This window comes from Micromonospora sp. NPDC049529 (assembly GCF_055586685.1).
The window spans coordinates 37,619-62,798 of the sequence record NZ_JBVJHT010000014.1; the positions used below are offsets into that span (position 1 = coordinate 37,619).

20 protein-coding genes and 1 riboswitch are annotated in these 25,180 nt (G+C 71.5%); of the genes, 9 read left to right on the plus strand and 11 right to left on the minus strand.

The features are described 5' to 3' along the window. Nucleotides 1-81: 81 nt before the first annotated feature. Nucleotides 82-549, plus strand: coding sequence for a DUF3263 domain-containing protein (locus ACZ6QQ_RS24355; protein WP_465879338.1), 468 nt, complete (start codon nt 82-84; stop codon nt 547-549). A 25-nt stretch (nt 550-574) separates the two neighbouring features. Here ACZ6QQ_RS24355 and ACZ6QQ_RS24360 read toward each other — a convergent pair whose 3' ends face one another. Beyond that, entirely contained in the window at nt 575-787 is a 213-nt protein-coding gene (locus ACZ6QQ_RS24360) for a hypothetical protein (protein WP_465879340.1), read from the minus strand. Nucleotides 788-1,069: 282 nt separating this feature from the next. Between ACZ6QQ_RS24360 and ACZ6QQ_RS24365 the strand changes: the two genes are divergently transcribed. Further along, nucleotides 1,070-1,912 carry a hypothetical protein gene (locus tag ACZ6QQ_RS24365; RefSeq protein WP_465879341.1) on the plus strand — a complete coding sequence of 281 codons (843 nt, stop codon included), beginning with the start codon at nt 1,070-1,072 and terminating at the stop codon, nt 1,910-1,912. Between the two features lie 271 nt (nt 1,913-2,183). Further along, nucleotides 2,184-2,675, plus strand: coding sequence for a GNAT family N-acetyltransferase (locus ACZ6QQ_RS24370; protein WP_465879342.1), 492 nt, complete (start codon nt 2,184-2,186; stop codon nt 2,673-2,675). A 53-nt stretch (nt 2,676-2,728) separates the two neighbouring features. On the opposite strand, the gene ACZ6QQ_RS24375 is transcribed toward ACZ6QQ_RS24370, so the two are convergent. From ACZ6QQ_RS24375 to ACZ6QQ_RS24415, 9 genes are all read right to left on the minus strand, one after another. Further along, entirely contained in the window at nt 2,729-3,307 is a 579-nt protein-coding gene (locus ACZ6QQ_RS24375) for a CGNR zinc finger domain-containing protein (RefSeq protein ID WP_465879344.1), read from the minus strand. A 259-nt stretch (nt 3,308-3,566) separates the two neighbouring features. Continuing rightward, a complete protein-coding gene (locus ACZ6QQ_RS24380) occupies nt 3,567-4,841 on the minus strand; it encodes a DUF1996 domain-containing protein (protein WP_465879347.1) in 1,275 nt (424 codons plus the stop codon). A gap of 195 nt (nt 4,842-5,036) precedes the next feature. Next, a complete protein-coding gene (locus ACZ6QQ_RS24385; protein WP_465879348.1) occupies nt 5,037-7,319 on the minus strand; it encodes an AAA family ATPase in 2,283 nt (760 codons plus the stop codon). Between the two features lie 90 nt (nt 7,320-7,409). Next, the gene (locus tag ACZ6QQ_RS24390; protein ID WP_465879350.1) at nt 7,410-8,162 is read right to left on the minus strand and encodes a hypothetical protein; all 753 of its coding nucleotides are present in this window, start codon (nt 8,160-8,162) and stop codon (nt 7,410-7,412) included. Nucleotides 8,163-8,201: 39 nt separating this feature from the next. Next, nucleotides 8,202-8,999, minus strand: coding sequence for a GTP-binding protein (locus ACZ6QQ_RS24395; RefSeq protein ID WP_465879351.1), 798 nt, complete (start codon nt 8,997-8,999; stop codon nt 8,202-8,204). After that, nucleotides 8,977-9,477 carry a DUF742 domain-containing protein gene (locus tag ACZ6QQ_RS24400; protein WP_465879353.1) on the minus strand — a complete coding sequence of 167 codons (501 nt, stop codon included), beginning with the start codon at nt 9,475-9,477 and terminating at the stop codon, nt 8,977-8,979. Before ACZ6QQ_RS24400 ends, ACZ6QQ_RS24395 begins: the two co-directional genes overlap by 23 nt. Continuing rightward, nucleotides 9,474-9,950 (minus strand): roadblock/LC7 domain-containing protein, encoded by a 477-nt coding sequence (locus ACZ6QQ_RS24405; protein WP_465879354.1) that lies wholly within the window; start codon nt 9,948-9,950, stop codon nt 9,474-9,476. The genes ACZ6QQ_RS24400 and ACZ6QQ_RS24405 overlap by 4 nt, the downstream gene beginning before the upstream one ends. Further along, entirely contained in the window at nt 9,947-12,892 is a 2,946-nt protein-coding gene (locus tag ACZ6QQ_RS24410; RefSeq protein WP_465879356.1) for a sensor histidine kinase, read from the minus strand. Before ACZ6QQ_RS24410 ends, ACZ6QQ_RS24405 begins: the two co-directional genes overlap by 4 nt. Further along, on the minus strand, nt 12,879-14,090 hold the full coding sequence (locus ACZ6QQ_RS24415; RefSeq protein ID WP_465879358.1) for a hypothetical protein: 1,212 nt from the start codon (nt 14,088-14,090) through the stop codon (nt 12,879-12,881). The genes ACZ6QQ_RS24410 and ACZ6QQ_RS24415 overlap by 14 nt, the downstream gene beginning before the upstream one ends. A 375-nt stretch (nt 14,091-14,465) precedes the next feature. Here ACZ6QQ_RS24415 and ACZ6QQ_RS24420 point away from each other — a divergent pair, with 375 nt between their 5' ends. The 5 genes from ACZ6QQ_RS24420 to paaN all read left to right on the plus strand — a co-directional run bounded on the left by ACZ6QQ_RS24420 (nt 14,466) and on the right by paaN (nt 23,095). Continuing rightward, the gene (locus tag ACZ6QQ_RS24420; protein ID WP_465879360.1) at nt 14,466-17,444 is read left to right on the plus strand and encodes an alpha/beta fold hydrolase; all 2,979 of its coding nucleotides are present in this window, start codon (nt 14,466-14,468) and stop codon (nt 17,442-17,444) included. A 1-nt stretch (nt 17,445) separates the two neighbouring features. Beyond that, nucleotides 17,446-18,330 (plus strand): ABC transporter permease, encoded by an 885-nt coding sequence (locus tag ACZ6QQ_RS24425; RefSeq protein WP_465879362.1) that lies wholly within the window; start codon nt 17,446-17,448, stop codon nt 18,328-18,330. 211 nt (nt 18,331-18,541) lie between these two features. Continuing rightward, nucleotides 18,542-18,672, plus strand: a riboswitch (SAM riboswitch). Nucleotides 18,673-18,683: 11 nt separating this feature from the next. Then, nucleotides 18,684-19,991 carry a threonine synthase gene (thrC, locus tag ACZ6QQ_RS24430; protein WP_465879364.1) on the plus strand — a complete coding sequence of 436 codons (1,308 nt, stop codon included), beginning with the start codon at nt 18,684-18,686 and terminating at the stop codon, nt 19,989-19,991. Nucleotides 19,992-20,312: 321 nt separating this feature from the next. Then, nucleotides 20,313-21,353, plus strand: coding sequence for a GNAT family N-acetyltransferase (locus ACZ6QQ_RS24435; protein WP_465879365.1), 1,041 nt, complete (start codon nt 20,313-20,315; stop codon nt 21,351-21,353). 68 nt (nt 21,354-21,421) lie between these two features. Further along, nucleotides 21,422-23,095, plus strand: a complete 1,674-nt coding sequence (gene paaN, locus ACZ6QQ_RS24440) for a phenylacetic acid degradation protein PaaN (RefSeq protein WP_465879366.1) — start codon at nt 21,422-21,424, stop codon at nt 23,093-23,095. A gap of 115 nt (nt 23,096-23,210) precedes the next feature. Here the strand turns inward: paaN and ACZ6QQ_RS24445 are convergent, their stop codons facing one another. Then, on the minus strand, nt 23,211-23,681 hold the full coding sequence (locus ACZ6QQ_RS24445) for a GNAT family N-acetyltransferase (protein WP_465879558.1): 471 nt from the start codon (nt 23,679-23,681) through the stop codon (nt 23,211-23,213). Nucleotides 23,682-24,185: 504 nt separating this feature from the next. Between ACZ6QQ_RS24445 and ACZ6QQ_RS24450 the strand changes: the two genes are divergently transcribed. Continuing rightward, the gene (locus ACZ6QQ_RS24450) at nt 24,186-24,389 is read left to right on the plus strand and encodes a cold-shock protein (RefSeq protein ID WP_121157415.1); all 204 of its coding nucleotides are present in this window, start codon (nt 24,186-24,188) and stop codon (nt 24,387-24,389) included. The last annotated feature ends 791 nt before the right edge of the window (nt 24,390-25,180 follow it).

The window sequence follows — 25,180 nt, forward strand, 5'->3', positions numbered from 1 at the left end:
GACCTGGGACTTCGGGGCGGGCGCGATTAGGCTGGTGGGGCCGTACGGCGGGTGCGGCTGCCGAAGTCAACGAGGAGCGCCATGAAGCCGGGTGCTGACGCTCCAGCCACCGACGGCGACGATCACGCCGAGCAGGCGGTCGCGGCGAGCACCGGACCGGTTGTCGCGGCGAGCACGGGGCCGGTCGTACCGGGCCAGCGGGTCGGCCCGGAGCAGCGAACCGATCCGGACTCGGTCGCCGACCACGAACCCGACCACGGTCCCGAGCGAGCCGAGCCGGAGTCGACGCCCGAGCCGGAGTCGACGTCCGCGCGGGCTGCCGTGCTGACCGGGCGGGAGCGGGAGATCCTCGCCTTCGAGCGGCGCTGGTGGAAGCACGCCGGAGCCAAGGAACAGGCGATCCGGGACTCCTTCGACATCTCCGCGACGCGCTACTACCAGCTGCTCAACGGCCTGCTGGACAACCCGGCCGCGCTCGCCGCCGAACCGGTGCTGGTGGCCCGGCTGCGTCGGCTGCGGGCCGCCCGCTCCCGTACCCGCCGCCGCTGACCGGGGTCGGCCTGCGGGGAGTTTCCTACTTCTCGTACGCCTGTAGGCCGTTGCCGAGCGCGATGAACGTGGGCGCCCACTCGCCGACGAAGATGCCCCAGCGGTCCGCCCGGTCGATTTCCGCCTTTTCGAACTGCTTCGACATCAACCAGCAGCCGAAGGAGAGGGCGATACTCGCGAAACCCGCCGCGTAGCAGTGGTCCGACCGCAAGCCCATCTCGTGCAGCTTCTTCAACATCTGGCCCCCCAATCGTGCGGTGTCGTCACCCGGGCGCGGGTGGGCACACCGTTCGGGCTTGACGTTACCGTCGGTGACGACGAAGGATCCTCGTGTTCGTGACAACCGGTCTGGCCGGCACGTACTTTCGCCGGCTGCGCGGGTATTCCAGTGGTGGGAAGGGACTCAAACCCTGCGGGGGTGCGGGTCCGGTCGGGTAGACAGGGGCAAGGCGAAACTTCTTCGACACCCCTTCGATCGAGCGCAGCCCCGCTGCCTCGCGGCAGAGCCGGAGACCTCAGGATGATGCAGGTATGGTCCGCCTCCGAAGCGGCACCGGACCGACTGGCCAACGAGGATCACGTCTTCCAGTACGGGCAACTGGTCGGCGTACTCGACGGGGCGACCGTCCCGGAGGGTTTCGACACCGGATGCGTACATGGTCCGGCCTGGTATGTCCGCCGGCTGGCGGCGCGGATCGGCCTGGTCGCGGCGGACCGCCCCGGCGCCACGCTGATGGAGATCCTGGCCACGGCGATCGACGCGGTGCGGGGCGATCACGGCAATCGGTGCGATCTCGGTCATCCCGGCACCCCGTCGTCCACCGTCTGCCTGATCCGCGAGGGCAGCGAGCACGTCGACTACCTGGTCCTCTGTGACAGTCCGCTGGTCGTCGACCTCGGCAGCCGGTTACAGGTGATCACCGACGACCGGTTGGAGACGACGATGGTCGGGATGAAGTCGGCCGCTTTCGCGGGCGGCGCCGGCCACGACAACGACGACCCGCAGGCCCGGTTCCGCCGCTCGGTGACCTGGCAGCGGCAGCAGATGAACACCCCCGGCGGCTACTGGGTGGCCGCCGCCGATCCGGAGGCGGCGTACCACGCCATCGGCGGCGGGCTGTCGCTGGCCGGGCCGGACCGGGTACGCCGGGTCGCGCTGCTCACCGACGGCGCGTCGTACGCGGTGGACAAGCTGGGCCTGTTCGACTGGCACACCCTGCTCGCCCTGCTCACCGCCGACGGGCCGAGCGAGTTGATCCGCCGGGTCCGGGCCGCCGAGCAGGAGACCGCCGAGGGCGGGGACCGACACCGGTTCAAGCGGTACGACGACGCGACCGTCGCCCTCTGCCGCTTCGACCGCTGATCGGGGAAATGGCCGTCCTGTCCCCGGGGTGCGGTACGGCACCCTCGGTCACGGCGATCAGCCGATGCCGACCCCGTGAGGGCAGCCGAATCCGGGTCCGACGTCGGTGTCTCACGCCGCCGCCGATCGACGGGGCCGGCCTACTGTCGGTCACCACCGGCCCGGCCGTTCAGGCCCCGGTCCGGCTGTACCGGACAGGGCGTTCCGGCATATCGGCAACGCTTGGCCAAAGCGGTGGACGAGGCGGCTCCGGCGCGGGAACACTGCGGTCGTGAGCAGCAACGTACAACTGACGCCGATCGACGAGCACACCCTGGAGCCGTTGCTCTCAGTAGCCGTCGCGGAGGCGGAACCCGACGATGTGATGCCGCCTGTGACGGCACCGGCCGGCTGGTCACACGCGCGTCGCGAGGCGTTCCGGGAGTTCCACCGGGCACGGTTCGACGGGTTGGACGGCTCCGCCCGTACGCTGATGTTCGCGATCAAGGTCGACGGTGACGTGGTCGGGATGATCCGGATGAGCCACCACGACCGGCCGGCGACCATGGAGACCGGGATGTGGCTCGGCAAGTCGGCGCGTGGTCAGGGCATCGCCGCCACCGCGCTGCGGCTACTGCTCGCCGAGGCGGTCGGAGCCGGCGCCCGGCTGGTGGTGGCCGAGACCACCGCCGACAACGGACCCGCGCTCGGCGTCCTGCGCCGGGCCGGCGCCGAGTTCGAACGCGACGGCGAGACGATCACGGCCCGCATCCGGCTCGGCTGACCGGCCCACGTTCCGCAGCGCACCGAGCAGGAGGTGTGACGCGGACACCCGCACTAACCGGTCCTGAGCCGGCTGCGGTACGCGCGCATCGACGCCTGTGAGCCGCACGCGGCACTGCAGTAGAGGCCGGAGGTGTTGCGGGTCTTGTCGAAGAAGCCGGAGTGGCAGGAGGAGTTCTTGCACACCTTCACCCGCGACCAGCCGCCCCGGGCGGCGAGGTCCGCGACGGCGGCGAAGAGCGAGCCGAACGCTCCCGGTACGCCGGACTGGGACGCGACGAGCGTGCAGCCCTCGGCACTGATCCTCGGGGTGAGCGGGTAGCGCTCCGCGATGCGCTGGAGATATGCCTCGGCGTCCGGAACCGCCGTTTCGTCGTCGACGCAGCCGGCGTGCGACCGGAGGATCGTGACGAAGGCCGCGCGCAGCTCCTGGGCGGCGACCGCGTCGGCATACGTGGCGGAGGGGGCGGCGTCGGCGAGGCCGGATCTGGTCAGCCAGTCGGCCAGCCCGGTCCGGCCGTCGAGCAACTCGGGTCGTCCGTCGCCCGTGGGGCGGGTGTTGACGAAGCCCAGGATCAGATCCGAGCTGTCGCGCACGCTGGGCGCACAGGCGTCCGCCTCCGTTCCCGGCATGGTCAACCACCTCCTCGTGCGACAAAGTTACCGTACCTCGGGCCCGATGCCGAGGTGATGAGCTAAGTCAGTACGACAATAACGATTCAGCTGGTAGTTGGACTGCCGTTACTATCGAAACCGATACGATCCTTGTGGTCCTGCCCGCTCACCGAGGCCGGAGTACACGTCAGCTGAGCGCCCGGCATCGGCCCCCGAAACACACCCGTCCGGCTCACGGCGCTGTTCTGCCGTGAGCCGGACGCCAGTCGCGCTCGCGTTACTTCTGGTACCCGTAGTTGTCGCAGGTCCGGCGCTGGAAAACACAGTTCTTGGTGCGCTTGTTCATCGTGGTGGTGTCCCACATGACAAACGCGTCACCGTGCATCGACGAGGCGCTCTTGCCCTCCTTGTCGGAGGAGAGGTAGTAGCCCGCCGGAGTGCCCTTCGCCCCGTACTGGATGTCGAAGGTGATCGCCGGGATCTTCACCGGGTGACTCGACGGGCAGGCGTCGCCGGAGGGGTACGCCACGTGGTCCTTGTGGTTGGGGCTGTCCAGGTGCTTGCCGTCCCAGCAACCCGGGAACTGCATCATGAAGTGCAGCGTGGCGTCCCCGCCGCAGATGGGCCAGTTGCCGTTGGTGCTGCGGGCGATGCCGTCGAGGTCGCCGGGGCCGTAGAAGGCGCAGTAGAACTGGCCGGTCGCGCCGCGCGGCGTCGGCGTCTTCTTCTTGGCGTCGCCACTGATCATGCGCAGGCCGTTCGGCATCGGCAGCTGACCGGCCGGGTTCTTCGTCTGCGCGCGGTAGTAGACCCGGAAACCCGTGGTCTCGACCGGCTGGCCGGTCCCGTTGTCGTAGAGCGTCGGCACCCAGTAGGCGGAGTGGTCCTGGACCGGCTTGCAGGAGGTGGCCGTGAACTTCGTCAGGTCCTCGGCCACGGTCTGCGCGTTGACGGCCTTGTTGCCGACGAACGAGTGCATGTGCGAGGCGCCCGGAAGGCCGGGCGCGACGATCGGGTCGTCCGGCAGCCGGTGGCTGTACTGGCAGTCCGCCCGGAACTCCGGGAGATTGCCCACGCCGGCCGGAACGGGGTCGATCTTCAGTGCGTTGTACGCGTTGACCTGCGCCTTCCACGCCGCGTCGTTCACCGGGACCCAACCGGGCGCGGTGTTCTTCGGCCTGGTCACGGCCTGCGGCCCGGCCGCACCCGCCGCTGCCGACGGCGACGTCCCACCGGCCGCTGACGCCGACGGCGACGCCGCCGCCGAGGGCAGCGAGCCGAGCCCCTCCGTCTGCCCGGCCGGCTGACCGTTCGTCTGCCCGGTCGACGGCGAGGCGTACGCGAGGGCGTTGGCCGCGTTCGCCGGATCGGGCTCGGCGGCCGGCTCGCCACCCAGGTACACGGCTGCGGCCGCGACGACGATCACGACGGCGGCCGCGCTGGCGGTCACACCGGCGACCATGCCCAGCCTGTTACCGGCGAGCCGCCCCAGGAGGCCGGGACGTGGCGGCGGCGGACTTGCGTCGGGTTCGCGGAACGAGCTGTATGACACGTGTTACTCCCCAACAAGCACGACACGACAAGCTGACCGGACGGCCACGGCCGCCGTATGTTAGGCGCTTTCGACCCGTGCCCGAAAGTTTCTTAAAGCCTTCTTAAAGCGGGTAGCGCTAATTGCCCTTCGAAAGCATCGAAGGACCATTTCTGCACATCGGGATTACGAAAAAACAACTGACAATATCGTGGGTCAGCCGGGACTGTGCTGCTCCGCGTACGCGGCGAGCCAGGCGACCTGTACCGGATCGAGCGACGGGCGTACCCGTTTGCGGGCGGCGGTGACGTGCGCGGCGGTGACCGTCGCCGCGGACAGTGACTCCCGCATCGCGACCAGCGCGGCCTCCCGGATCAGGGCGGCACAATCGGCCGCCGAGAACCCGTCCAACGTTTCCGCCACCGCGACCAGGTCCACGTCCGGGGCGAGCGGCACCGACTTCGCCACCGCCCGCAGGATGTCGGCCCGCCCACCGGCGTCCGGCGGCGGTACGTAGACCAACCGCTCCAACCGACCCGGCCGCAGCAGCGCCGGATCGACCAGATCGGGCCGGTTCGTCGCACCGACCACGATCACGTTACGCAGGGTCTCCACCCCGTCGAGCTCGGTCAGCAGGGCGGCGACCACCCGATCCGTGGTACCGCCGTCGGTGGCCTGACCCCGGGTCGGAGCGAGCGCGTCCACCTCGTCCAGGAAGATCAGCGTCGGGGCGGCGTCCCGGGCCCGGCGGAACAGTTCGCGTACGGCACGTTCGCTCTCGCCGACCCACTTGGAGAGCAGTTCGGCGCCCTTGACCGAGAGCACGTTCGCCCGCCCCGAGCCGGCGAGCGCGGTCACCAGGAACGTCTTGCCGCAACCGGGCGGCCCGTACAGCAGCACCCCGCGCGGCGGCTGCACCCCGAGCCGGGCGAACGTGTCCGGATAGGTCAGCGGCCAGAGCACCGACTCGGTCAGCGTCTCCTTCACCTGCGCCATGTCCCCGACGTCGTCGAGGGTCACCGTCGCCAGCCGCAGCGTCGACGCCGACATCGAGGTGGGACGGACCACCTCCAGCGCGGCCGTGAAGTCGACCATCGCCACCACCGGCGAGGACTCGGCGCGTTGGCGCAACGCCGCCCGGACCCCGGCCTCGCGCGCCAACGCGGCCAGGTCGGCGGCGACGAAACCAGGCGTACGGGCGGCGACCTCGTCCAGCCGTACGTCCTCGGCGAGCGGCATCTTCCGGGTCAGCACCGCCAACTGCTCCCGTCGCAGGGCGGTGTCCGGCAACGGCACCGCCAGCTCCAGCGACAGCAGGTCCGGGGCACGCAGCGACGGGTCGACCGCCTCCGGTCGGCTGGTCGTGCAGACCACGGCGGCACCGGACCGGATCGTCTCGCCCAGCACCTGCCGGAACACCGTCGCCAGCGGCCCCGGCTCGTCGCGCGGGGCAAGCGCCTCGACATCGGTCACCAGCAGTACGGCGGGGCCGTCACCGCGTACGGAGGAGGTGAGCGCGTCGAGCCGGCGGGCGGCGGCGTCGTTGGTCAGCGCCGCCAGCTCGGGTGCCCAGAGCGTCTCGATCCGGGCGCCGACCGTGTTGGCGACCGCCCGTACCAGCGCCGACTTGCCGGAGCCGGCCGCACCGGTGATCAGCACGCCGAGGGAGACCTTGGTGCCGAGCCGCCCCAGCACCTCCCCGTGGTGGAAACCGAGGTCGAGCAGTTCGGTCAGCGCCTGCGCCTGGTCCCGTACGCCGGGCAGGTCGGCCAGGGTCGGCGCCGGCTCCGCCTCGACCACCGGTACGCGTGACGGCGCCGTGCTCCCGGCCGGTACGGCCCTGCGGTAACCCGACCCGGCCTGGCCGTCGTCCACGGTCACACCCGCCCCGTTGTCACCGGTCGACGGCGGGGCCCCGCCCGTCGCGGAACCGTCCGCCCAGCCGACCACGGTGTCCATGGTGACCAGGGCGGCGCAGGCGGGCTCGGCGGCGGTGACGGTCAGCAGGGTGCTCGTCCAGGCGTACCCCATGGTGTTGGCCAGGCTCCGCCGGGCGGCGTCGACCAGCGCCCGCGCCCCGTCGTCCGGCAGTACGTCACGCGGCAGCAGCGACACGTCGTCGCCCACGGTGACCAGTTTGCCGAGCAGGGCGAGCCGCAGCAGCTCCGCCGGTACGACTGCGGCGACCTCCGCCGGCCCGGTCAGCACCACCCGACGGGCGGCCACCACCGGCACCGGTGCGACCGTCACCGGGGCACCGGCGCGCACGCCCAGGTTGCCCAGCAGGAGATCATCGGCGTGCAGCAGGTCCCGGCCGCTGGCCGGCTCCGCGCGGGCCACGATGCCGGCGGTGGTGCGGCGACCGGTCAGCCGCACCGGATCACCGGGATGCAATCCCAGCGCGGTCAGTACGGTCGGGTGCAGCCGGACGATTCCCCGTCGGGCGTCCAGGGTCGCCGATCGCAGGTTCGCGGTGAGAGTGAGATCGGGCTCGGCCACCGGCCGAGCGTAGCCGCCGCCGGCACCCCTGATCCGTCTTCCGCCCGGCCGGCCGGAACATCCTGCCGACGACCGGGCGGTCCGGACGCGTTACTGCTCCTCGGAACCGCCGAGCAGCGACGGGTCACGTCGGATCAGCTCGGCCAGCCGGGCGGCCGAGTCGCCGGAGGGATCGCCGGTCGCCGTCGACCAGCCCGGCATCGTCTGCACCGGCATCGCCTGCACCGGCAGCGGCCACACCGGCGGCGCCGGGGCGGGCACCCGCGCCGGTGTGGGCACGGGCGGGGGTGTCACGGGCGCGTCGGTCGGGGTGACCGTGACCCGGCCCTCCGACCAGCCGACCCGGACGCTGGCGTTCGCCGTACCCTGCTCCATCGTCAGTCGGACCGTCAGCCCCGGATGCTGCGCGACCACCCGCCGGACCGCCTCGGCCACGTCGTCGGCCGGTGTCCGCTGTGCCGGCACCGACGGCGGCGCCGGCGTGGACACCGGTGGCGGCAGCGGCATTGACACCGGCGGCTGGATCGCCTCGGCCGGGGGACGGAGGCCTGCCGTGGACGAGCGGAGCGTCTCGGCCGGTGGGCGCAGACCGGCGTTCGGGGACCGGATGGCACCCTCGGTCGGGTAGCGGCTGCCCTCGACCGGATAACGGTGACCGTCGGCCGGTGGGCGGTTGCCGTCCGGATAACGGTTGCCCTCGGCTGGTGGGCGGTTGCCTTCGGCGGCGGGGCGGGGAGCGTCGACCGGCGCCCGTTCACTTCCCGTGGGCACGCCGGACCGCCGCCGTTGCAGTTCCTCCCGCCGGGCCATCCGGGCCAGCGCGTCGTCCAACTCGCCTCGCATCACGCCACCTTTCCCGACCGTCGTGCCCTGGTCACGGGCTTACGACTCCCGCTCCCGGATCGCCCGGTCCAGTGCACGGTCCAGGACGACCAGCAGGGCGTCGCGTACCGACAACCGGTCCCTGGCGTCGAACCGCACCAGTGGTACGTGCTCGCCGATCGCCAACGCCCACCGGATCGAGTCCAGATCGTGGGCGAGTTGTCCATCGAACGCGTTGACCGCGACGACGAAAGGTAGCCTCGCGCGCTCGAAGAAGTCGATCGCAGGGTAGCAGTCATCCAGCCGGGCACTGTCGACGACAACCAGCGCTCCGAGCGCTCCCCGGGCGAGGTCGTCCCACATGAAACCGAACCGGGACTGACCCGGCGTGCCGAAGAGGTAGAGCTTCAGGCTGCGGTCGATGGTGACGCAGCCGAAGTCCATCGCCACGGTCGTCGTGGTCTTCTCCGAGCGGGTACCGGGATCGTCGACGCCGATCCCGGCGGTGGTCATCTCCGCCTCGGTGGTCAGCGGGGCGATCTCCGAAATGGCACCGACGGTGGTGGTCTTCCCCACGCCGAAACCACCGGCGATGAGGATCTTCACCGGGATCGGTGCGGACTTGGGGCGACCCGGCGCCGCTCCGCCGGCTCCCATCGGCTCACCGTAGTCGACGCCGGCACTGGCCCGCGCGTGGCGGGCGGCGGGCGCGGACGGCCCGCCGTACCCGGCCGGGATGGCGTTGCCACCCGGTCCGCCGTGGCTCGCCGGTCCGCCGTACCGGCTGGGCGCGCTGTTGACGGGGGAGCTGGCGGCCGTCGGGGCGGCCGGCCACTCAGGAGATCGCACGAAGTCCATCGATCACTCGCAGAATGAGGTCGGGGTCGTGGGCATCCTCGATGTCGTACGTGTGCACATCGAGGTGACCGGTGGCCCGGAGGTCACCGACCAGAATCTTGGTGACGCCGAGATGCAACCGCAGCCGAGCGGAGATCTCGGCCACCGACATCGGTTCGGCGCAGAGCGTGACGATGTCCTGTAGCTCCGGTGCGAGTCGACCCAGCGGCGGGCTCGTCCAGGACGGCCCGTCCGGTCGGGCCGTCACCTGCGTCTCCAGGCAGATCGCGGGGTCGACACTGTCCACCCGGCCGGCGGTCAGCACGAATGGCCGCAGCCCCTGCGGCACCGGGCCGACGGGACCCAGTTCCGTGTCGGTGGCGTCGGTGTCGCGCTGCGGATCGGGTTCGCCGGGCATCGACGCCGCCGCCTGGAGATAGGGGCGGATCCGGATGGCCGGCTCGGGCTCTCGCCCGGAGCCGGCCGCGGGCCGGGTCACGACTGTACGGAGTTCTTCAACTCGACGATGAGCCGAGGCGTGAGCGCACTTCCCGCCCGGCCCGCGAAGAGAGTCATCTCGTACGCGACGGTGCCCAGGTTCGCTGAGCGGTCGGCGACGACGCCGAGTACGGAACCACTGCTGATCGAGCTGACCAGCAGATACCCATCTGTCATGTCCACGATCACCCGATTCAGTCCGCCGAGCGAGTACCAGTTGGCCGCGCCCCCGGCGAGGCTGGTCATACCGGAGACGACTGCGGCCAGCCGCTCCGCGTTGGACCGGTCCTTGATCGCGGACATGGCCATCAGCAGCCCGTCGGACGAGACCGCGATCGCCTCGACCACCCCGGCCGTGTTGGTGGTGAACGAGTCCAGCAGCCAGTTGAACGTCCGGGCTTCCTGGCTGAGCTCTCCGGAGGCCGTACCGGACTGCTCGCGGTCGATGCTGTCGCGGATGAAGGGGCTGGTCATCGTGGTCTTTCCTCTTCGTGATGGTGGTCGGTACGGACTTCGTCCAGGGCGCGGGCCACCCCGGCCTCGAACTGGGTGACGAGCTTCCGGACCTCGTCCGGGTCGTCCGGGCGGCTGCCGGACCGGTACCGGTCCCAGCGCGGTCCCGGCCCGGCCGGTTCCAGGTTGCGGCCCGGCACCCGCCGGGTGAGCTGCACCGGTCCCGCACCCACCGGGGCCACCTCCGGTGCCGCGCCCCGGCCCGCCCCGACCGGCTCCCCGACCGGTGAGGTCGTTCCCGGCTGTTGGCGCTGGGCCCGGCGTACGCCGGCTTCGAACTCCTCGATCAGGGCGCGGACCACGGAGGGGTCGGCCGGTTGGGGGCCGCTGTTGCGGGCGGCGCCCCGGCCGGCCGCGCCGGGCCCGTTGTTGGCCGGCAGTTGGGCGCCGGGCACGCGTTGACGCAGCCCGAGTGCCTTGGCTGCACCGGCGTCGTCGGCCGCAGCCCTGTTCTCGCCCACCTCGCCCACCTCGGCCGGAGCGGTCGACGGCTCGACCGGCGCTCCGGCGAACGCGTTCCAGGGTTCCCCGGCCGCCAGCGACCGGCTGGCCCGCTGCAACAGCGCCGCGTCGAAGACCGGTTCCGCCGGGTCGTCGACCGGTGCGGCGCCCACATCGGTACGGGCGGTGCCACCGTTCCCGGCCGCGCCACCCCCGGCGACGGTCACCCCGGCGATGGTCGGCCCGGTGCTGCTCGGCCCGGTGCTGGTCGACCCGGCTCGGGTGGGTTCGGGTCCGAGCGGTGTGAGCTGTGGTGCCGAGGGGCGGGAGGGCGCGGTCGGGGGACGCGGAGGTTCCGTCCGCACCGGCGGCGAGGACTGCACCGGTGCCTGCACCGGTCGCGGGGGTTGGGCCGGTGGCGAGGGTGAGGCCGGCAGGGGCGTGCTGACCAGCGCCCGGATCGGGTCGGCGACCGGGCCGATCGGCGCCGGTTTCCGGGTCGGCAGTGCTCCGGCCGGTGCCTGCTCGGCGGCCGGAGCGACGTCCGCCCAGTGCAACGAGGCCGACGGCACGCTGGCGCGGGCCACGGCGACCGCCGACGGTTCGGTGCGTCGGGCCACCAGCAGCCGGTCGGAGATCTCGATCTCGGCGGTCACCCCGCCGCCGCCGGTCGCCGCCAGGGTCACCCGCCAGCCGTGCCGGCGGGCCAACCGGCCGACCACGAAGAGGCCGAGCACCTCGGTCGGGGCCAGGTCGAGCCGTTCCCGCCGGGTCAACCGGGCGTTCTCCTCGGCCAGCCGTTCGCCGGTCATGCCGATGCCGTGGTCGACCAGGGTGAGCTTCACCCCGTCCTCGACCACCTCGCCGGTGACCGTCACCCGGGTGTGCGGCGGGGAGAAGGCGGTGGCGTTCTCCATCAGCTCGGCCAGGGTGAGTACGAGGTCCCCGATGACCGCCGGCGCCACCCCCATGTCGACCCGTACCTGTACGTCGACGCGGGTGTAGTCCTCGATCTCACCGAGGGCGAGCCGGACGACGTCACCGAGCGGCATCGGCGCCACGTGACCGTCGGCACCGGCCGAGCCGGAGAGCACGACCAGACTGCTGGCGCTGCGGCGCAGCCGGCTGGAGACGTGGTCGAGGCGGTAGAGGTGCTGGAGCCGGGTGGGGTCGGTCTCCTGGTGTTCCAACCGGTCGATCAACGCGATCTGCCGGCCGACCAGGTTCTGGGTCCGCCGGCCGACGTGACCGAACATCTGTGCCACGTTGCGTCGGCTCGCCGCCTGTCGTTCGACCAGGCGGGCCGCCGTACCCTGGACCCGGTCGAAGGCGCGGGCCAGGTCGCCGATCTCGTCGCGGGCCCGGATGTCGACCGGGTCGAGCCGGATCGCGGTCGACGACTCGGACTCGTCGTCGGCGATCCGGACCAGTTCCCCCTCGGCGACCCGGGCGACCCGGTCGGCCGACTGGGTGAGCCGGATCAGCGGCCGGGCGACCGTACGGGCCACCGCCAGGCTGAGCAGCACCACCACCAGCAGGATGAGCAGGACGAGCCCGCCGACCCAGTACGCCGTGTTCAGCGCCGACCGCTGTTCCGCCGTCACCTGGGCGATGACGTCGGTGACGATCCGCTTCTCGACGAACTGCCCGAGGGTGATCAGGGAGGCGACGGCGGGGAAGAGCCGCTGCATGCTGAACCCGGCGACGGTGCCCTCGGGGTCGATGGCGAACCTGGTGAGGAACTCGCTGCTGGTCCGGTTCGCCACCGCGTCCTCGACCAGCCGGTAGAGGGCGTTCTGTTCCGGGGTGGCGAAGGCACTGAACCGGGACGTGTTGACCGTCAACGCGGCCATGTTGCTGATGTACGCCGTGATCGCGCCCTGGTTCCTGCTGGCGACGACGAGCACGATGATCGAGGCGCCGGCGCTGATCCCCTCGTCCGTACGCAGCACCGCGTCGAGGGCGACCACCTGGCGTCCCTGCGGCGTGGCGGTGTCCACCCCGTACGTGAGTTGCAGGGACTCGATCAGCGCCACGTGGATCGGCCCGAACTTGCCGAGCACCTGGTCCGGGGTGGCCCGGCGGTTGAGCACCGCGGAGCGCAGCTCGGCCAGTTGCTGCACCCCGGCGATGGCGCCGGTGACCCGGGTGGTCAGCCGGTCCCCGAGGTCGGCGCGCAGGTCGGCGATCTCGTCGCTGACCGTGGCCGTCTGCTGGATCAGTGCGGACCGGTCGGCGTGGCCCATCAGGTAGCCGATGGAGAGCAGCCGTTCCTGCTGCAACTCCTGGACCAGCGAGCCGACCCGGCCGGCGATGCGTACCGACTCTGCGGTGTCGGCGGCCCGGCTCGCCTGGTTCACCCGTTCGACCACCACCGGCACGGCGAGGCCGACCATGCTGAGCAGCGGGGTGATGACCAGCAGCGCGAGCTTGGCCCGGATCCGCAGCCTACCGAGCAGCATCGGAACGCCCCCATCCGCCGGGACCGTCGGAACCCGCGCCGGCGGTCGCGACCGGTCGACCGGCCGGCGGCCCACCGGGTGCGCCGGCTGACCACTCGACCAGCGCGTCCCACCGTCCCGGCTCGGTGCCGCCCGGTTCGGCCGGCGGTCCGTCCGGCGTTGCGGGGACGGTCGGTACGGGGTGGCGGCCACGGCCGCTGAGCACGATCGCCACGGCCAGGCCGAAGATGAGCAGCAGTGCCAGCGCACCGGCGAGGTAGGTGACCTGCTGGGTGCGGGCCAGCTGGTCGTTGCGGGCATCGACCAGGGTGGAGAGTTCGGTGAGGATGATCGAGGAGAGTTGTTCGGCGGCGGCGTGGGCGGTCACCCGGGCTGCGGCGATCTGGGTCAGATCGGCCTCGGAGGTGCCGTCGGTCAGGGCGGCCGACGCGCCGAGCGCCTCGGTGGCGCGCTGGTAGCTGTCGAGCTGGTTGAGCAGGTTGCCGCCGAGGTTGGGGCTGTCGGTGCTCTCCACCGCCGCCTGGAGGGACTCGATCAGGTCGGCGGCCGGGTCGAGCAGGGAGGTACGGGCGGCAGTCAGCTCGGCAACCGTGCGTAGTCGTTCGGTCGACTTCCGAGCGGATCCGATCACCGCGAGGTCGGCGAGTCGTCCGGCGGCGACCATGGCGGCGGGCAGTTCCTCGCCGACGGCGTCCTGGAGGTAGTAGGAGTCGGCCTCGGGGTCGCGCATCAGGCCGGAGCTCTCCCGTACCTTGCCCCAGAGGGCCAGCAGCAGGTCGGCGGTCTCGCGGTAGACGGTGAAGACCGCGTCCGGGCTGGTCGCGCCCCGGTCGGGCAGGGATTCGATCTTGGCTCGTACGCCGGCCCAGCGTTCCCGGGTGCGCAGTTGCGCGCCGAGGCGGGTGTCGACGGCGGTGGTCCGTACCACCGCCGTGGTCAGGGCTTCGCGCAGCACCGGCCGGCCGGCGACGGCCGCCGACTGGGCCTCGGTGAGGGCCACCGTCACATCGGTCAACGAGCGCAGATACTCGATCCCGTGCTGCTCCCGGGCGACCAGTTCCTGATCGGCGTCGACCGATCGCTGCAACTGCACGAAGAGTACGGCGATCGGCACCAGCAAGATCAGCACGAGGAACAGGCGCAGTGCGTTGCCGGGCGCATTCGGCCATCCTCGGGGCCGTCGCGCGGGAACTGTCATCGTGGGTCTCCTCCGGCGACGGCCAGGGTCCGGTGGCGGTGGGCGCCGGGAGGCCGCCGGGGTCCCGCCCACCGGAGCGGAAAACTAACTGAACGCCCGACTCCGTCCATCCACGACGAACAGTCAGTTTCACGTCAGTTGCTCACCTGTGGTCACGGGTACTCAAAATCGTGACTCTGCGTACTTATTGTTGAGCGACATGTATCGATTGAGGTATATGCCCCAGTAGATCGGAATTCACATAGTCCGAATTTGTCCTGCCGTGCTTGGCCTTGGGATGTTCGTACGATGCGTTTCGCTCACCGATCGGGTTGACCGGACGGACGTACGGCGGATCTCAGCCACAGCACAGGTTCCGGGCCGTACGGTGTGCCCATGCCTTCCGCGCTGCCGTCCCGGCTCCGCCGTGCCCTCCACCGTGTCCGGCCGGGGGCGAGCCTGTCCGGGGCGAGCCGGTCCGGGACGCCACGATCGAGTCGCCGCCGGATTGGTGCGTCCGTCTTGGTCGTGGCCCTGCTCGCGGGACTGGTCGGCTGGGCGGTCTGGCCCGAGGGCGACTCCTTCCGCACCGAGGACCGGCTGATCGGTGTCCGGTCCGGCCCGGACGGGAACCAGCCGGTGGACCTCGACACCACCTTGTACCTGCCCGACGGGGCCGGCGCCACGGCCAAGGTCCCGGCTGTCCTGCTGCCGCACGGCTTCGGCGGGACCAAGGAATCGGTCCGCGCCGACGCCGAGGAGCTGGCCGAACACGGGTACGCGGTGCTGGCCTACACCGCCCGGGGGTTCGGCCGCAGCGGCGGGGAGATCCACCTGGACAGCCCCGACTTCGAGGTACGCGACGCCGCCCGGCTGCTCGACTGGCTCGCCGCCCGGCCGGAGATCCGTACCGACGCGACCGGTGACCCGAGAGTGGGCGTCGTCGGCGGCTCGTACGGCGGCGGCCTGGCCCTGCTGCTCGCCGCCGCCGATCCTCGCGTCGACGCGATCGTCCCGATGATCACCTGGCACGATCTGGCCGCGTCGTTCCTGCCCGAGTCGAGCGGCCGGTCCACCCTGGACGGGGTGTTCAAGAAGGGCTGGGCCGGAGTCCTGTTCGGCAGCGGCGGCACCGGCCCCGGTGGCCTCGGCGGCCTCGGACCGGGCGGCACCAACCCGGCCGGCGGGCCCGGCAACACCGCGTCGACCACCGGGCCGACCGCCGCCCCCACGGTCACGCCCAGCGTGGCACCGTCGACCCGCCCCGGTCCGGGCATCGGTCCCGGCGCCGGCCCCGGTGTCGGGCCGACCAGTCCGGCCTGCGGCCGGTTCGCCGCCGACGTCTGTGCCGCCTACCTGGAGATCGCCACCACCGGACGGGCCAGCGAAGCGGCGGTCAACCTGCTGCGCCGGTCCAGCCCGGCCGGCGTACTCGACCGGATCAAGGCGCCGACCCTGCTCATCCAGGGCGAGGCCGACACGCTCTTCCCGCTCAGCGAGGCCGACGCCAACGCCCGTGGCATCGCCGCCGCCGGCACCCCCGTACGCGTGGCCTGGTTCACCGGTGGGCACGACGGCGGCGCCGGCCCACAGTCCGACCAGGACCGGGTCAAGTTCCTCACCGTGCAGTGGCTCGACCACTACGTACGCGGCGACGCCGCCGACCCCGGCACCAGCTTCACCTGGTCCCGGCTGGCCGGCTTCGACGCCCTCGACCGGGGGCTGGTCGCGACCGGCTTCCGTACCGCCGACTATCCCGGCCTGACCGGCACGGACGCTGCGGCCGGCGGCGGAATCCGCGAGGTCGCGGTCGCCGGCCCGCCGCAGCAGATCGCCAACCCGCCGAACGGCAACCCGGCCGCGATCTCCACTGTGCCGTTCGCCGGGGCGCTCTCCAGCGTGGTCGGCGGGGTGGCCGGGGACCTGCCCGGTCAGCACGCCCGGTTCGTCACCGAACCGCTGGACGACCCGGTCGACGTGGTCGGCGCCCCGACGGTGTCGATCCGGGCCGCGTCACCGACCGGCGAGGCGGTCCTCTTCGCCAAGCTCTACGACATCGGCCCGGACGGGACCGCCGAACTGCCCAGCGGCCTGATCGCCCCGGTCCGGCTGACCGGCCTGCCGACCGACCTGGCCGGTGCCGCGCCCGCGCGGGTGACCCTGCCGGCGATCGTGCACCGGGTCGAGGCCGGACACCGGCTCGCGCTGGTGCTGGCCACCTCCGACCAGGGCTACGCCACCCCGGCGCAACCGACCGTCTACTCGGTGGCGCTCGGCGGCGACCGGATCACCCTGCCAACGGTGACCGGGGAGCCGATCCCCACCACCGGAGTACTCTGGCGCTGGGCGCTGGCCGCCCTGCTCGCCGCGATCGCGGTCGGGCTCGTCGTGGTCCTGCTGGTGGTCCGCCGCCGGCACCGCCGCCACGACACCTCGGTGACCGCGGAGTACGCCGACATCCCGCTGGTCATCCGCGACCTGCGCAAGGAGTACGCGGACGGCTTCGTCGCCGTCTCCCGGGTCGACTTCGAGGTGCACCGGGGGCAGGTGGTCGGCCTGCTGGGGCCGAACGGTGCCGGCAAGACCACCACCCTGCGGGTGCTGATGGGGCTGACCCAGCCGACCGCCGGCCGGATCTTCGTCTTCGGGCACCGGCTGGTCCCCGGCTCGCCGGTGCTGTCCCGGATCGGCTCGCTGGTCGAGGGGCCGGGCTTCCTGCCGCACCTGAGCGGGTTGGCGAACCTGCGGACGTACTGGCGGGCGACCGGGCGGCCGCTCGCCGACGCCCACTTCGAGGAGGCACTGGAGATCGCCGGCCTCGGCGACTCGGTCCACCGCAAAATCAAGACGTACAGCCACGGGATGCGCCAGCGGCTGGCCATCGCCCAGGCCATGCTCGGCCTGCCGGAGCTGCTGGTGCTGGACGAGCCGACCGACGGGCTCGACCCGCCGCAGATCGCCGAGATGCGCCGGGTGCTGCGCCGGTACGCGACCGGCGGCCGGGCGGTGCTGGTCTCCAGCCACCTGCTGGCCGAGGTGGAGCAGTCCTGCACCCACGCGGTGGTGGTGAACAAGGGCAGGATCGTCGCCTCCGGGCCGGTCGAGGAGATCGTCGGCGAGTCGCCCAGTGTGCAGTTCGACGTCAGCGACCCGGTCGCCGCACGGGCCGTACTCGACCGGCTGGACGGCGTCGAGGTGCTGTCCAACGGGGACGGGGCGCTGGTGGTGGACGTGAACGGGACCGCCCGCAGCGAGGTGGTCGCCGAACTGGTCCGGGCCGGCGTGGGAGTCGACCGGGTGATGCCGCGCCGCCGCCTGGAGGACGCGTTCCTCGCCCTGGTCGGCGACAACTCACGGGGAAGCGGGGACCGCTGACATGGCCGGCACGGATCAGGTGACCGTCGAAAGCGCCGGTGCGGCAACCGGCTACCGGCCGGGGGCGACCCTGTCGGTGGCGACCGAGTGGCGCCGCCAGTTCGCCCGGCGACGTACGCAGTTGACGCTGGCGGCGATGGTCCTGCTGCCGCTCATCGTGCTGATCGCGTTCCAGTTCAACTCGGGCGGTGACGACGACAACGGCAACAACGAGTTCGCCAGCCTGATCGACCTGGCCACCACGGGTGGGCTCAACTTCGCCCTGTTCTGCATCTTCGTGTCGTCGTCGTTCCTGCTGGTCGTCGTGGTGGCGCTGTTCTGCGGCGACACCGTGGCCAGCGAGGCGAACTGGGGCAGCCTGCGCTACCTGCTGGCGGTGCCGGTGCCCCGGGCGCGGCTGCTGGCGGTGAAACTGGTGGTCGCGCTGGCGTACTCGGGGCTGGCCCTGCTGCTGCTCGCCGGCACCGCCCTGGTCGCCGGCATTCTCCGGTACGGCTGGGAGCCGTTGCAGAGCACGATCGCCGCCCAGATCCCGGCCGGCGAGGGCCTGCTCCGGCTGCTCGGTGTCCTCGGCTACCTGGCGGTGGCGCTGCTGGTGGTGGCCGGGCTGGCGTTCCTGCTCTCGGTCTCCACCGACGCGGCCCTCGGCGCGGTCGGCGGGGCGGTGCTGCTCTGGATCCTGTCCAGCATCCTGGACCAGATCGAGGCGCTCGGGGTGGTCCGCGACTTCCTGCCGACCCACTACAGCACCGCCTGGCTGGGCCTGCTCTCCACTCCGTTCCAGACCGACGACCTGGTACGCGGCTGCATCTCGGCGATCAGCTACGCCACGATTTTCTGGAGCCTCGCGTTCTGGCGCTTCACCCGCAAGGACGTGGTCAGCTGACCCCGCCGCGCCCCACCCACCCGGCGCACTTTCACTGAATGAGTGGCTATCGCGCGTGAAATAACCACTAATTCCGTGAAAGTGCGCGGATCTTGGGGTGGCGCGCGGGGTGGTGCGTGGGGTGGCGCGCGGGTGGGGTCTGGATCACAGGGGGTGTGGGGGTGCTGCGCTGGGGCGGGGTTCACCCGTAGGATCGGTCGTACAACTGAATACCTCATCCAGAGGGGCAGAGGGATACGGCCCGATGAAGCCCCGGCAACCACCCGCCGGCTCGATGACGAGCCGGGTGGCAGGTGCCAAGTCCGTCCCCGCCGCACCGCGCGGCGTTGGGAAAGATGAGAGGACGGCATCGCATGACTGCGATCCTCGGCGAAACTCAGAGTTCCACCACCACTGCTGACGGTGACGTGCCGGTCAATCCGGCTCGGGCGCTGGTCTGTCGGGGCTGCGGCGCGCAGTATCCGTTGATCGCGCAGCATGCCTGTTACGAGTGTTTCGGCCCGCTTGAGGTCGCCTACGACCAGGATGCCCTGGCCAAGGTCACCCGAGCGGACATCGAGGCCGGGCCGCAGAACATCTGGCGGTACGCCGCACTGCTGCCCGCCGGCCAGGACCCGGCCACCCGGGTCACCCTCGACCCCGGCCTGACCCCGCTGGTCGCCGCCCCGCACCTCGCCGCCGAACTGGGCATGACTGCGCCGCTCTGGGTCAAGGACGACAGCGCGAACCCCACCCACTCGTTCAAGGACCGGGTGGTCTCGGTGGCGCTGACCGCCGCGCGCGGCCTCGGCTTCAACCGGTTCGCCTGCGCCTCCACCGGCAACCTGGCCAACTCGGTCGCCGCGCACGCGGCCCGCGCCGGGGTTCCCTCGATCGTGTTCATCCCCGCCGACCTGGAGCAGGGGAAGATCATCACCACCGCGGTCTACGGCGGTGACCTGGTCGCGATCGACGGCTCGTACGACGACGTGAACCGGCTCTGCGGTGAGCTGGTGGAGACCGACGAGTTCGAGGACACCGCGTTCGTCAACGTCAACGTGCGGCCGTACTACGCCGAGGGGTCCAAGACCCTGGGGTACGAGGTGGCCGAGCAGCTCGGCTGGCGCATCCCCGAGCAGGTGGTCATCCCGATGGCCAGCGGTGAGCTGCTGACCAAGGTCGACAAGGCGTTCAGCGAACTGGTCGAGATCGGACTGGTCGAGGCGCCGGCCAACGGCTGGAAGGTGTTCGGCGCCCAGTCGGCCGGCTGCAACCCGATCGCGACCGCCCTGCACGACGACACCGACACCATCACGCCGGTGAAGCCGACCGGCATCGCCAAGTCGCTCAACATCGGCGACCCGGCCGCCGGGGTGTACGCGTTGGAGGCGGTGCGGCGTACCGGCGGTTGGATGGAGTACGCCGACGACGACGAGATCCGCGACGCGATCCGGCTGCTGGCGCGTACGACCGGGGTGTTCGCCGAGACGGCGGGCGGGGTGACGGTGGCCTGCCTGCGCAAGCTGGTGGCGAGTGGACGGCTCGACCCGACGGCCGAGACCGTTGTCTACAACACCGGTGAGGGACTCAAGACGATCGACGCGGTGGCGTCGCTGGTGGGGCCGACGTACCGGGTCAAGCCGTCACTGAAGGCCGCCCGCGAGGCCGGGCTGCTGGGCTGATCCGGCTGGTCCGATCGGCCGGAGCGCCCCGCTGGTCGGTGCTCGCTGCGGCCGATCGGACCTGGACAACTAGGCCGATCGGTGGACGTGTCCGATGCGGTGGGTAACTGGTGATTTGCCACCCGTTAGCAAAATACCCCGCGCGGGGCTTGACGGCGCGAACCGGGCGACGCAAAATGCTCCGTGCGGGAGGGCGTATCGCCGTAGACTTTTGAAGCTCTTACGACCCAGCGCCGGAGGCGTTGTGCGATCGTCCTCCCGACCAACGACCCCCGGCTAATTCGCTCGCGCTCGTCGCGGCCGCCGGGCACCCTCGGGGACATGGACACCGCCGCCACCTCCGTAGGCCTCATCATCACCCCACTCGACGTCGCCGACGACCTCGCGGTCGAGCAGGCGTACGCGGTCCGGTCCGCGATCCTCGCCGCCGACCAGCCGGACTTCCCGCCGCTTTGTCGCCAGCGCTTCTACGGTCAGCTGCGCCATCCGATGCCCGGCGAGGAGACGAGGTTCGTCCTCGCCCACCTCGACGGCCGGGCGGTCGGATACCTGAGCATCGAGTTGCCCCAACTGGAGAACACCGAGAACGCGTCGGTGGACATCGAGGTGCTGCCGGACTACCGGCGCCAGGGCATCGGCCGGGCGCTGTACGCGTACGCCCTGCGCACCGTTCGGGAGCTCGGACGGAAGCGGATCAACGGGATGTCGCAGGGCCCGTTGCCCGGCGAGCCGACCCGGGTGGAGCCCGGTCGGGAGTTCGCCACCTCGTTCGGTGCGCGCAACGCTCTGGTTGACGTCCGCCGCCGGCTCGACCTGAGCACGCTGGACCAGGCGCGCCTCGACGAGTTGCTCGCCTCGGCGTGGAGCCGGGCCGACGGCTACTCGCTGGTGCGGTGGATCGGCTCGACGCCCGACGCGTACCTCGACGACATCGCCTATCTCGACGGCCGGCTGGTCCAGGACGCGCCCCTGGGCGACCTGGAGTGGGAGGCGGCGAAACCCGACCGGGAGCGGATCCGGGCGGTGGACGAGGCGCTGGTCGTACGCGGGCGGCGCTTGTACAGCAGCGTGCTGCGCCACGACGCGTCCGGCAGGGTCGTCGCCTGGACCATGATCGATGTCGGCGCGACGCCGGACTGGCACGCGTTCCAGCAGATCACGATCGTGGACCCGGAGCACCGGGGCCACCGGCTCGGCACCGTCGCCAAGATCGAGAACCTGCGGTACGTGATGTCCCACGAGCCCGCCCTGCGGATCATCGACACCTGGAACGCCGGCGTCAACGACTACATGATCTCCATCAACGAGGCGATGGGTTTCCGTCCCGTCGAGGTCTGGAACAACTGGCAGCTGACCCTCTGATCCGTACCGGCGGCAGACGCGGTGGGCAGGGGATGAGGGTGTCGCGCGGGCTGGGGCATGATGGCGGGATGACGGAGACCCCGCATCCCCTCTACGCCACGCACGCCGACACCCTCGCCCGGGCGCTGACCGCGATCAGCGAGCGCGGCTACTGGTCGGCCTACCCCGAGTCGCCCAGCCCCCGGGTGTACGGCGAGACCGCCGCCGCCGAGGGCGAGGCGGCCTTCCGCGCCTACCTGGACGGCGACTTCCCGCTCGACCAGCCCGGAACGCCGGGCCGGCTCGCCACCGAGGTCAGCCCGTTCGGGCTCGACCTGGGCGTGCGTTACCCGCAGGTCGACGTGGACGAGCTGATCGGCGCCGCCACCTCGGCCCTGCCGGCATGGCGGGACGCCGGGCCGCAGGCTCGGGCGGGTGTCTGCCTGGAGATCCTGGCCCGGCTGCACCGGCACATCTTCGAGCTGGCGAACGCCGTACACGCGACCAGTGGGCAGGCGTTCGTGATGGCGTTCCAGGCCGGCGGGGCGCACGCCCTGGACCGGGCGCTGGAGGCGATCGCGTACGCGTACGCGGAGATGACCCGGCATCCGGGCAGCGCCGAGTGGGAGAAGCCGGCCGGCAAGGGCGAGCCGCTGCGGATGGTCAAGACGTTCCACGTGGTGCCCCGGGGGGTGGCACTGGTGGTCGGCTGCAACACCTTCCCGACCTGGAACTCGTACCCCGGTCTGTTCGCCTCGCTGGTCACCGGCAACCCGGTGGTGGTCAAGCCGCATCCGGGCGCGGTGCTGCCGCTGGCGATCACCGTCCGGTACGCCCGCGAGGTGCTGGCGCAGGCGGGCTTCGACCCCAACCTGGTGCTGCTCGCCGCCGAGGAACCGGGCGAGAAGCTGGCGACCACGCTGGCGCTGCGCCCGGAGGTACGGATCATCGACTTCACCGGCTCGACCGAGTACGGCGACTGGCTGGAGAACAACGCCCGCCAGGCTGCGGTGTACACCGAGAAGGCCGGCGTCAACACCATCGTGGTCGACTCCACCGACGACTTCGCCGGCATGTGCCGCAACATCGGCTTCTCGCTGACCCTCTACAGCGGGCAGATGTGCACCACACCGCAGAACATCCTGATCCCGTCCGCGGGCATCGAGACCGACCAGGGCCACAAGAGCTTCGACGAGGTGACGGCCGGGATCGCCGGTGCGGTCGGCAAGCTCACCGGTGACCCGGCGCGGGCGGTGGAGTTCACCGGGGCGATCGTCAACGAGGGCGTGCTGGCCCGGCTGGACGAGGTCGCCGGGGTCGGCGAGGTCGTGCTGGCGTCGCGTACGGTCGAGCACCCGACGTACCCGCAGGCGGTGGTGCGTACGCCGACGATCGTCCGGCTCGGCGCGGACGCCGTGCGGACCTACGGCCGGGAGTGGTTCGGACCGATCTCGTTCGCGATCGCGACCGACTCCACCACGCACAGCCTGGAGATCCTGCGGGAGACCGTGGGGGCGCGGGGCGCGTTGACGGCGGCGGTCTACGCCAGCGACGAGAAGGTCCTCGACGCGGCCGAGTCGGCGGCGCTCGATGCCGGCGTGCACCTGTCCTGCAACCTCACCGGCGGAGTTTTCGTCAACCAGTCGGCGGCCTTCTCCGACTTCCACGCCAGCGGTGCCAATCCGGCGGCGAACGCGGCCCTGACCGACGGCGCGTACGTGGCCGGCCGGTTCCGGGTGGTCCAGTCCCGCCGGCACGTCTGAGTTTCCGGAGCTCCGAGCCCGTCGGCAGATCCGGATCTGCCGACGGGTCCGGGCCGGGTGACCGGCGACGGGGCTGCCTCCCCGCTCTCGTGTGGGGCGGGACACCGCCGTCGGTTCAGGCGCGGCGACGCATCTGCAACTCGGTCAGCGTCGGTATCCGTGGGTGCGGCAGCCGGACGCCGGTGTCCTCGAAACCGAGCCGCTGGTAGGCGCGGATCGCCCGGTCGTTGCCGACCACCACCTCCAGCATCAGCTCCGGGCGTCCGGCCGCCCGGGACCAGTCCGCCACCCCCTCGATCAGGTCGGCGAGCAGACCGCTGCCGCGTCGGGCCGGGGTGACGTAGACGGCGAAGATCACGGTGAGCCCCGGCTCGGCGGGGACCGCGTGCCCGCCCGCGTGGCCGAGGAAACGCCCGTCCGGGTACGCCGAGGGTGGTTCGGCGACGAAGGCCGCGATCTGGCCGCCGGTGGCGTTCTGGCGCATCCGGCTGGCGTACTCGGCGTGGGGTCGGGCGGCCGCCTCGGCGACGGTTTCCAGGAAGGCCAGGGGTGCGTCGGCGAGCATCTCCAGGCGCAGCGCCCGCATCCGTGCGGTGTCGGTGCTCCGGATCCGCCGGACCCGTGGCCGGTCGTCGGCGTCGCCGTCGCCGCGCCGGAGGCCGTCGGTACCGCCGGCCGGGGAGCCCGGGGCGGGTGTGCGGGCGGTGGCGGTCGCACCCGGCGGGGTGGCGGCGGTGGCGGCCGCCCGTGGTGCGGCGGTGGCCGGCAGGCTGGTCATGGGGCATGCCTACCCTCGACGGACCCGGCCGGCAACCGGATTGCGGATCACGGTTGCGTCGCGTTGCGCGAGATACATGATCAATTGTACGACGTAAAGACGTTCGACGATGCGGTTCAATCGTCACAGGTGGGGGTGCGCGTACCGGCTGCTGTCCCTTTTGGGGTAGTGCACCTCGGTCGGACCTCGTGTAGCGTGCGATTTCGGTTGCTGTATTCGTGGATCGATATGGTCCCGAGTCGGCGGCTCCGGTCGGCGTACGCCGGAGCCGGGGGTGTTTGACCCAGCACGATCGAAGTGAGGAAGTGCACCGTGGCACAGGGCACCGTCAAGTGGTTCAACAGTGAAAAGGGCTACGGCTTCATTGCGGTCGACGGCGGGCAGGACGTATTCGTCCATTTCTCCGCGATCGAGATGGACGGCTACAAGGCGCTCGACGACGGACAGCGGGTGGAGTTCGAAATCGCCCAGGGCCAGAAGGGGCCGCAGGCGGAGAAGGTGCGCCTCCTCGCCTGACCGGTTCGCCCGCGTCGTCCGACACCGGTCGGGAGTCCCGACCGAATGCTCGTGAAAATCACAGCCGGAATCGATAACGACAGGGCGCCGGTCTCCCCGTGGAGTACGGCGCCGCTGTCACACTTCCGCCCACCGGTGTTCCGCTGCCGTGTGCCCGTGGATCCGGGTGCCGGTCCGAGTGGGTGACTGCTGCTCTCCGGCTGGGTGCTCCGCCGTTGGCCCGCCGTGGCGGGAGACGGGCTCGTGTGGTGTCCGAGCCTGTCTCGACGATGGGGCAGTTCGTCACATTTGGGCGTCCCGTACGACTGTGCGGCTGGCTTCGCCCGATGTTCACCCGCGCGACGTTCACCCGTACGGGTGTGCCCGACGCCCCGTGCCGATGCCGGTGCCGTACGGATCACCGGGAGCGGTGATCCGGCTCCCGGCGGCGATGTCGCTGGTCGGCGGGGTGGCGGAACGCGCGGGAAGGTGTGTCCGGCCGGTTCGGCTCCGGCCCACTCGCTTGCACTCGACATGGGAGAGTGCTAAACAAGTGATTGGCACTCGCGCGGTGTGAGTGCCAGAGGTCGGGGCGGTTAGGGCCACGGTCGCGCACCGGTGACGGGGCGGGGCACATGGCCGGTCGTCGCGGGCTGTCCGACCCGACCGACGGACGTCACTGCCGCCTAGTGCGCGGGAGTCGGTCCGGTGCGTTCGCGCCGGACCAGACCGCGCGCCAGCGCAGTAGTGACGTCCGAAGGTGCGAAGTCAGGCGGCCGATCCGGGACCAACCGGCTCGGGTGGCCGTGAGT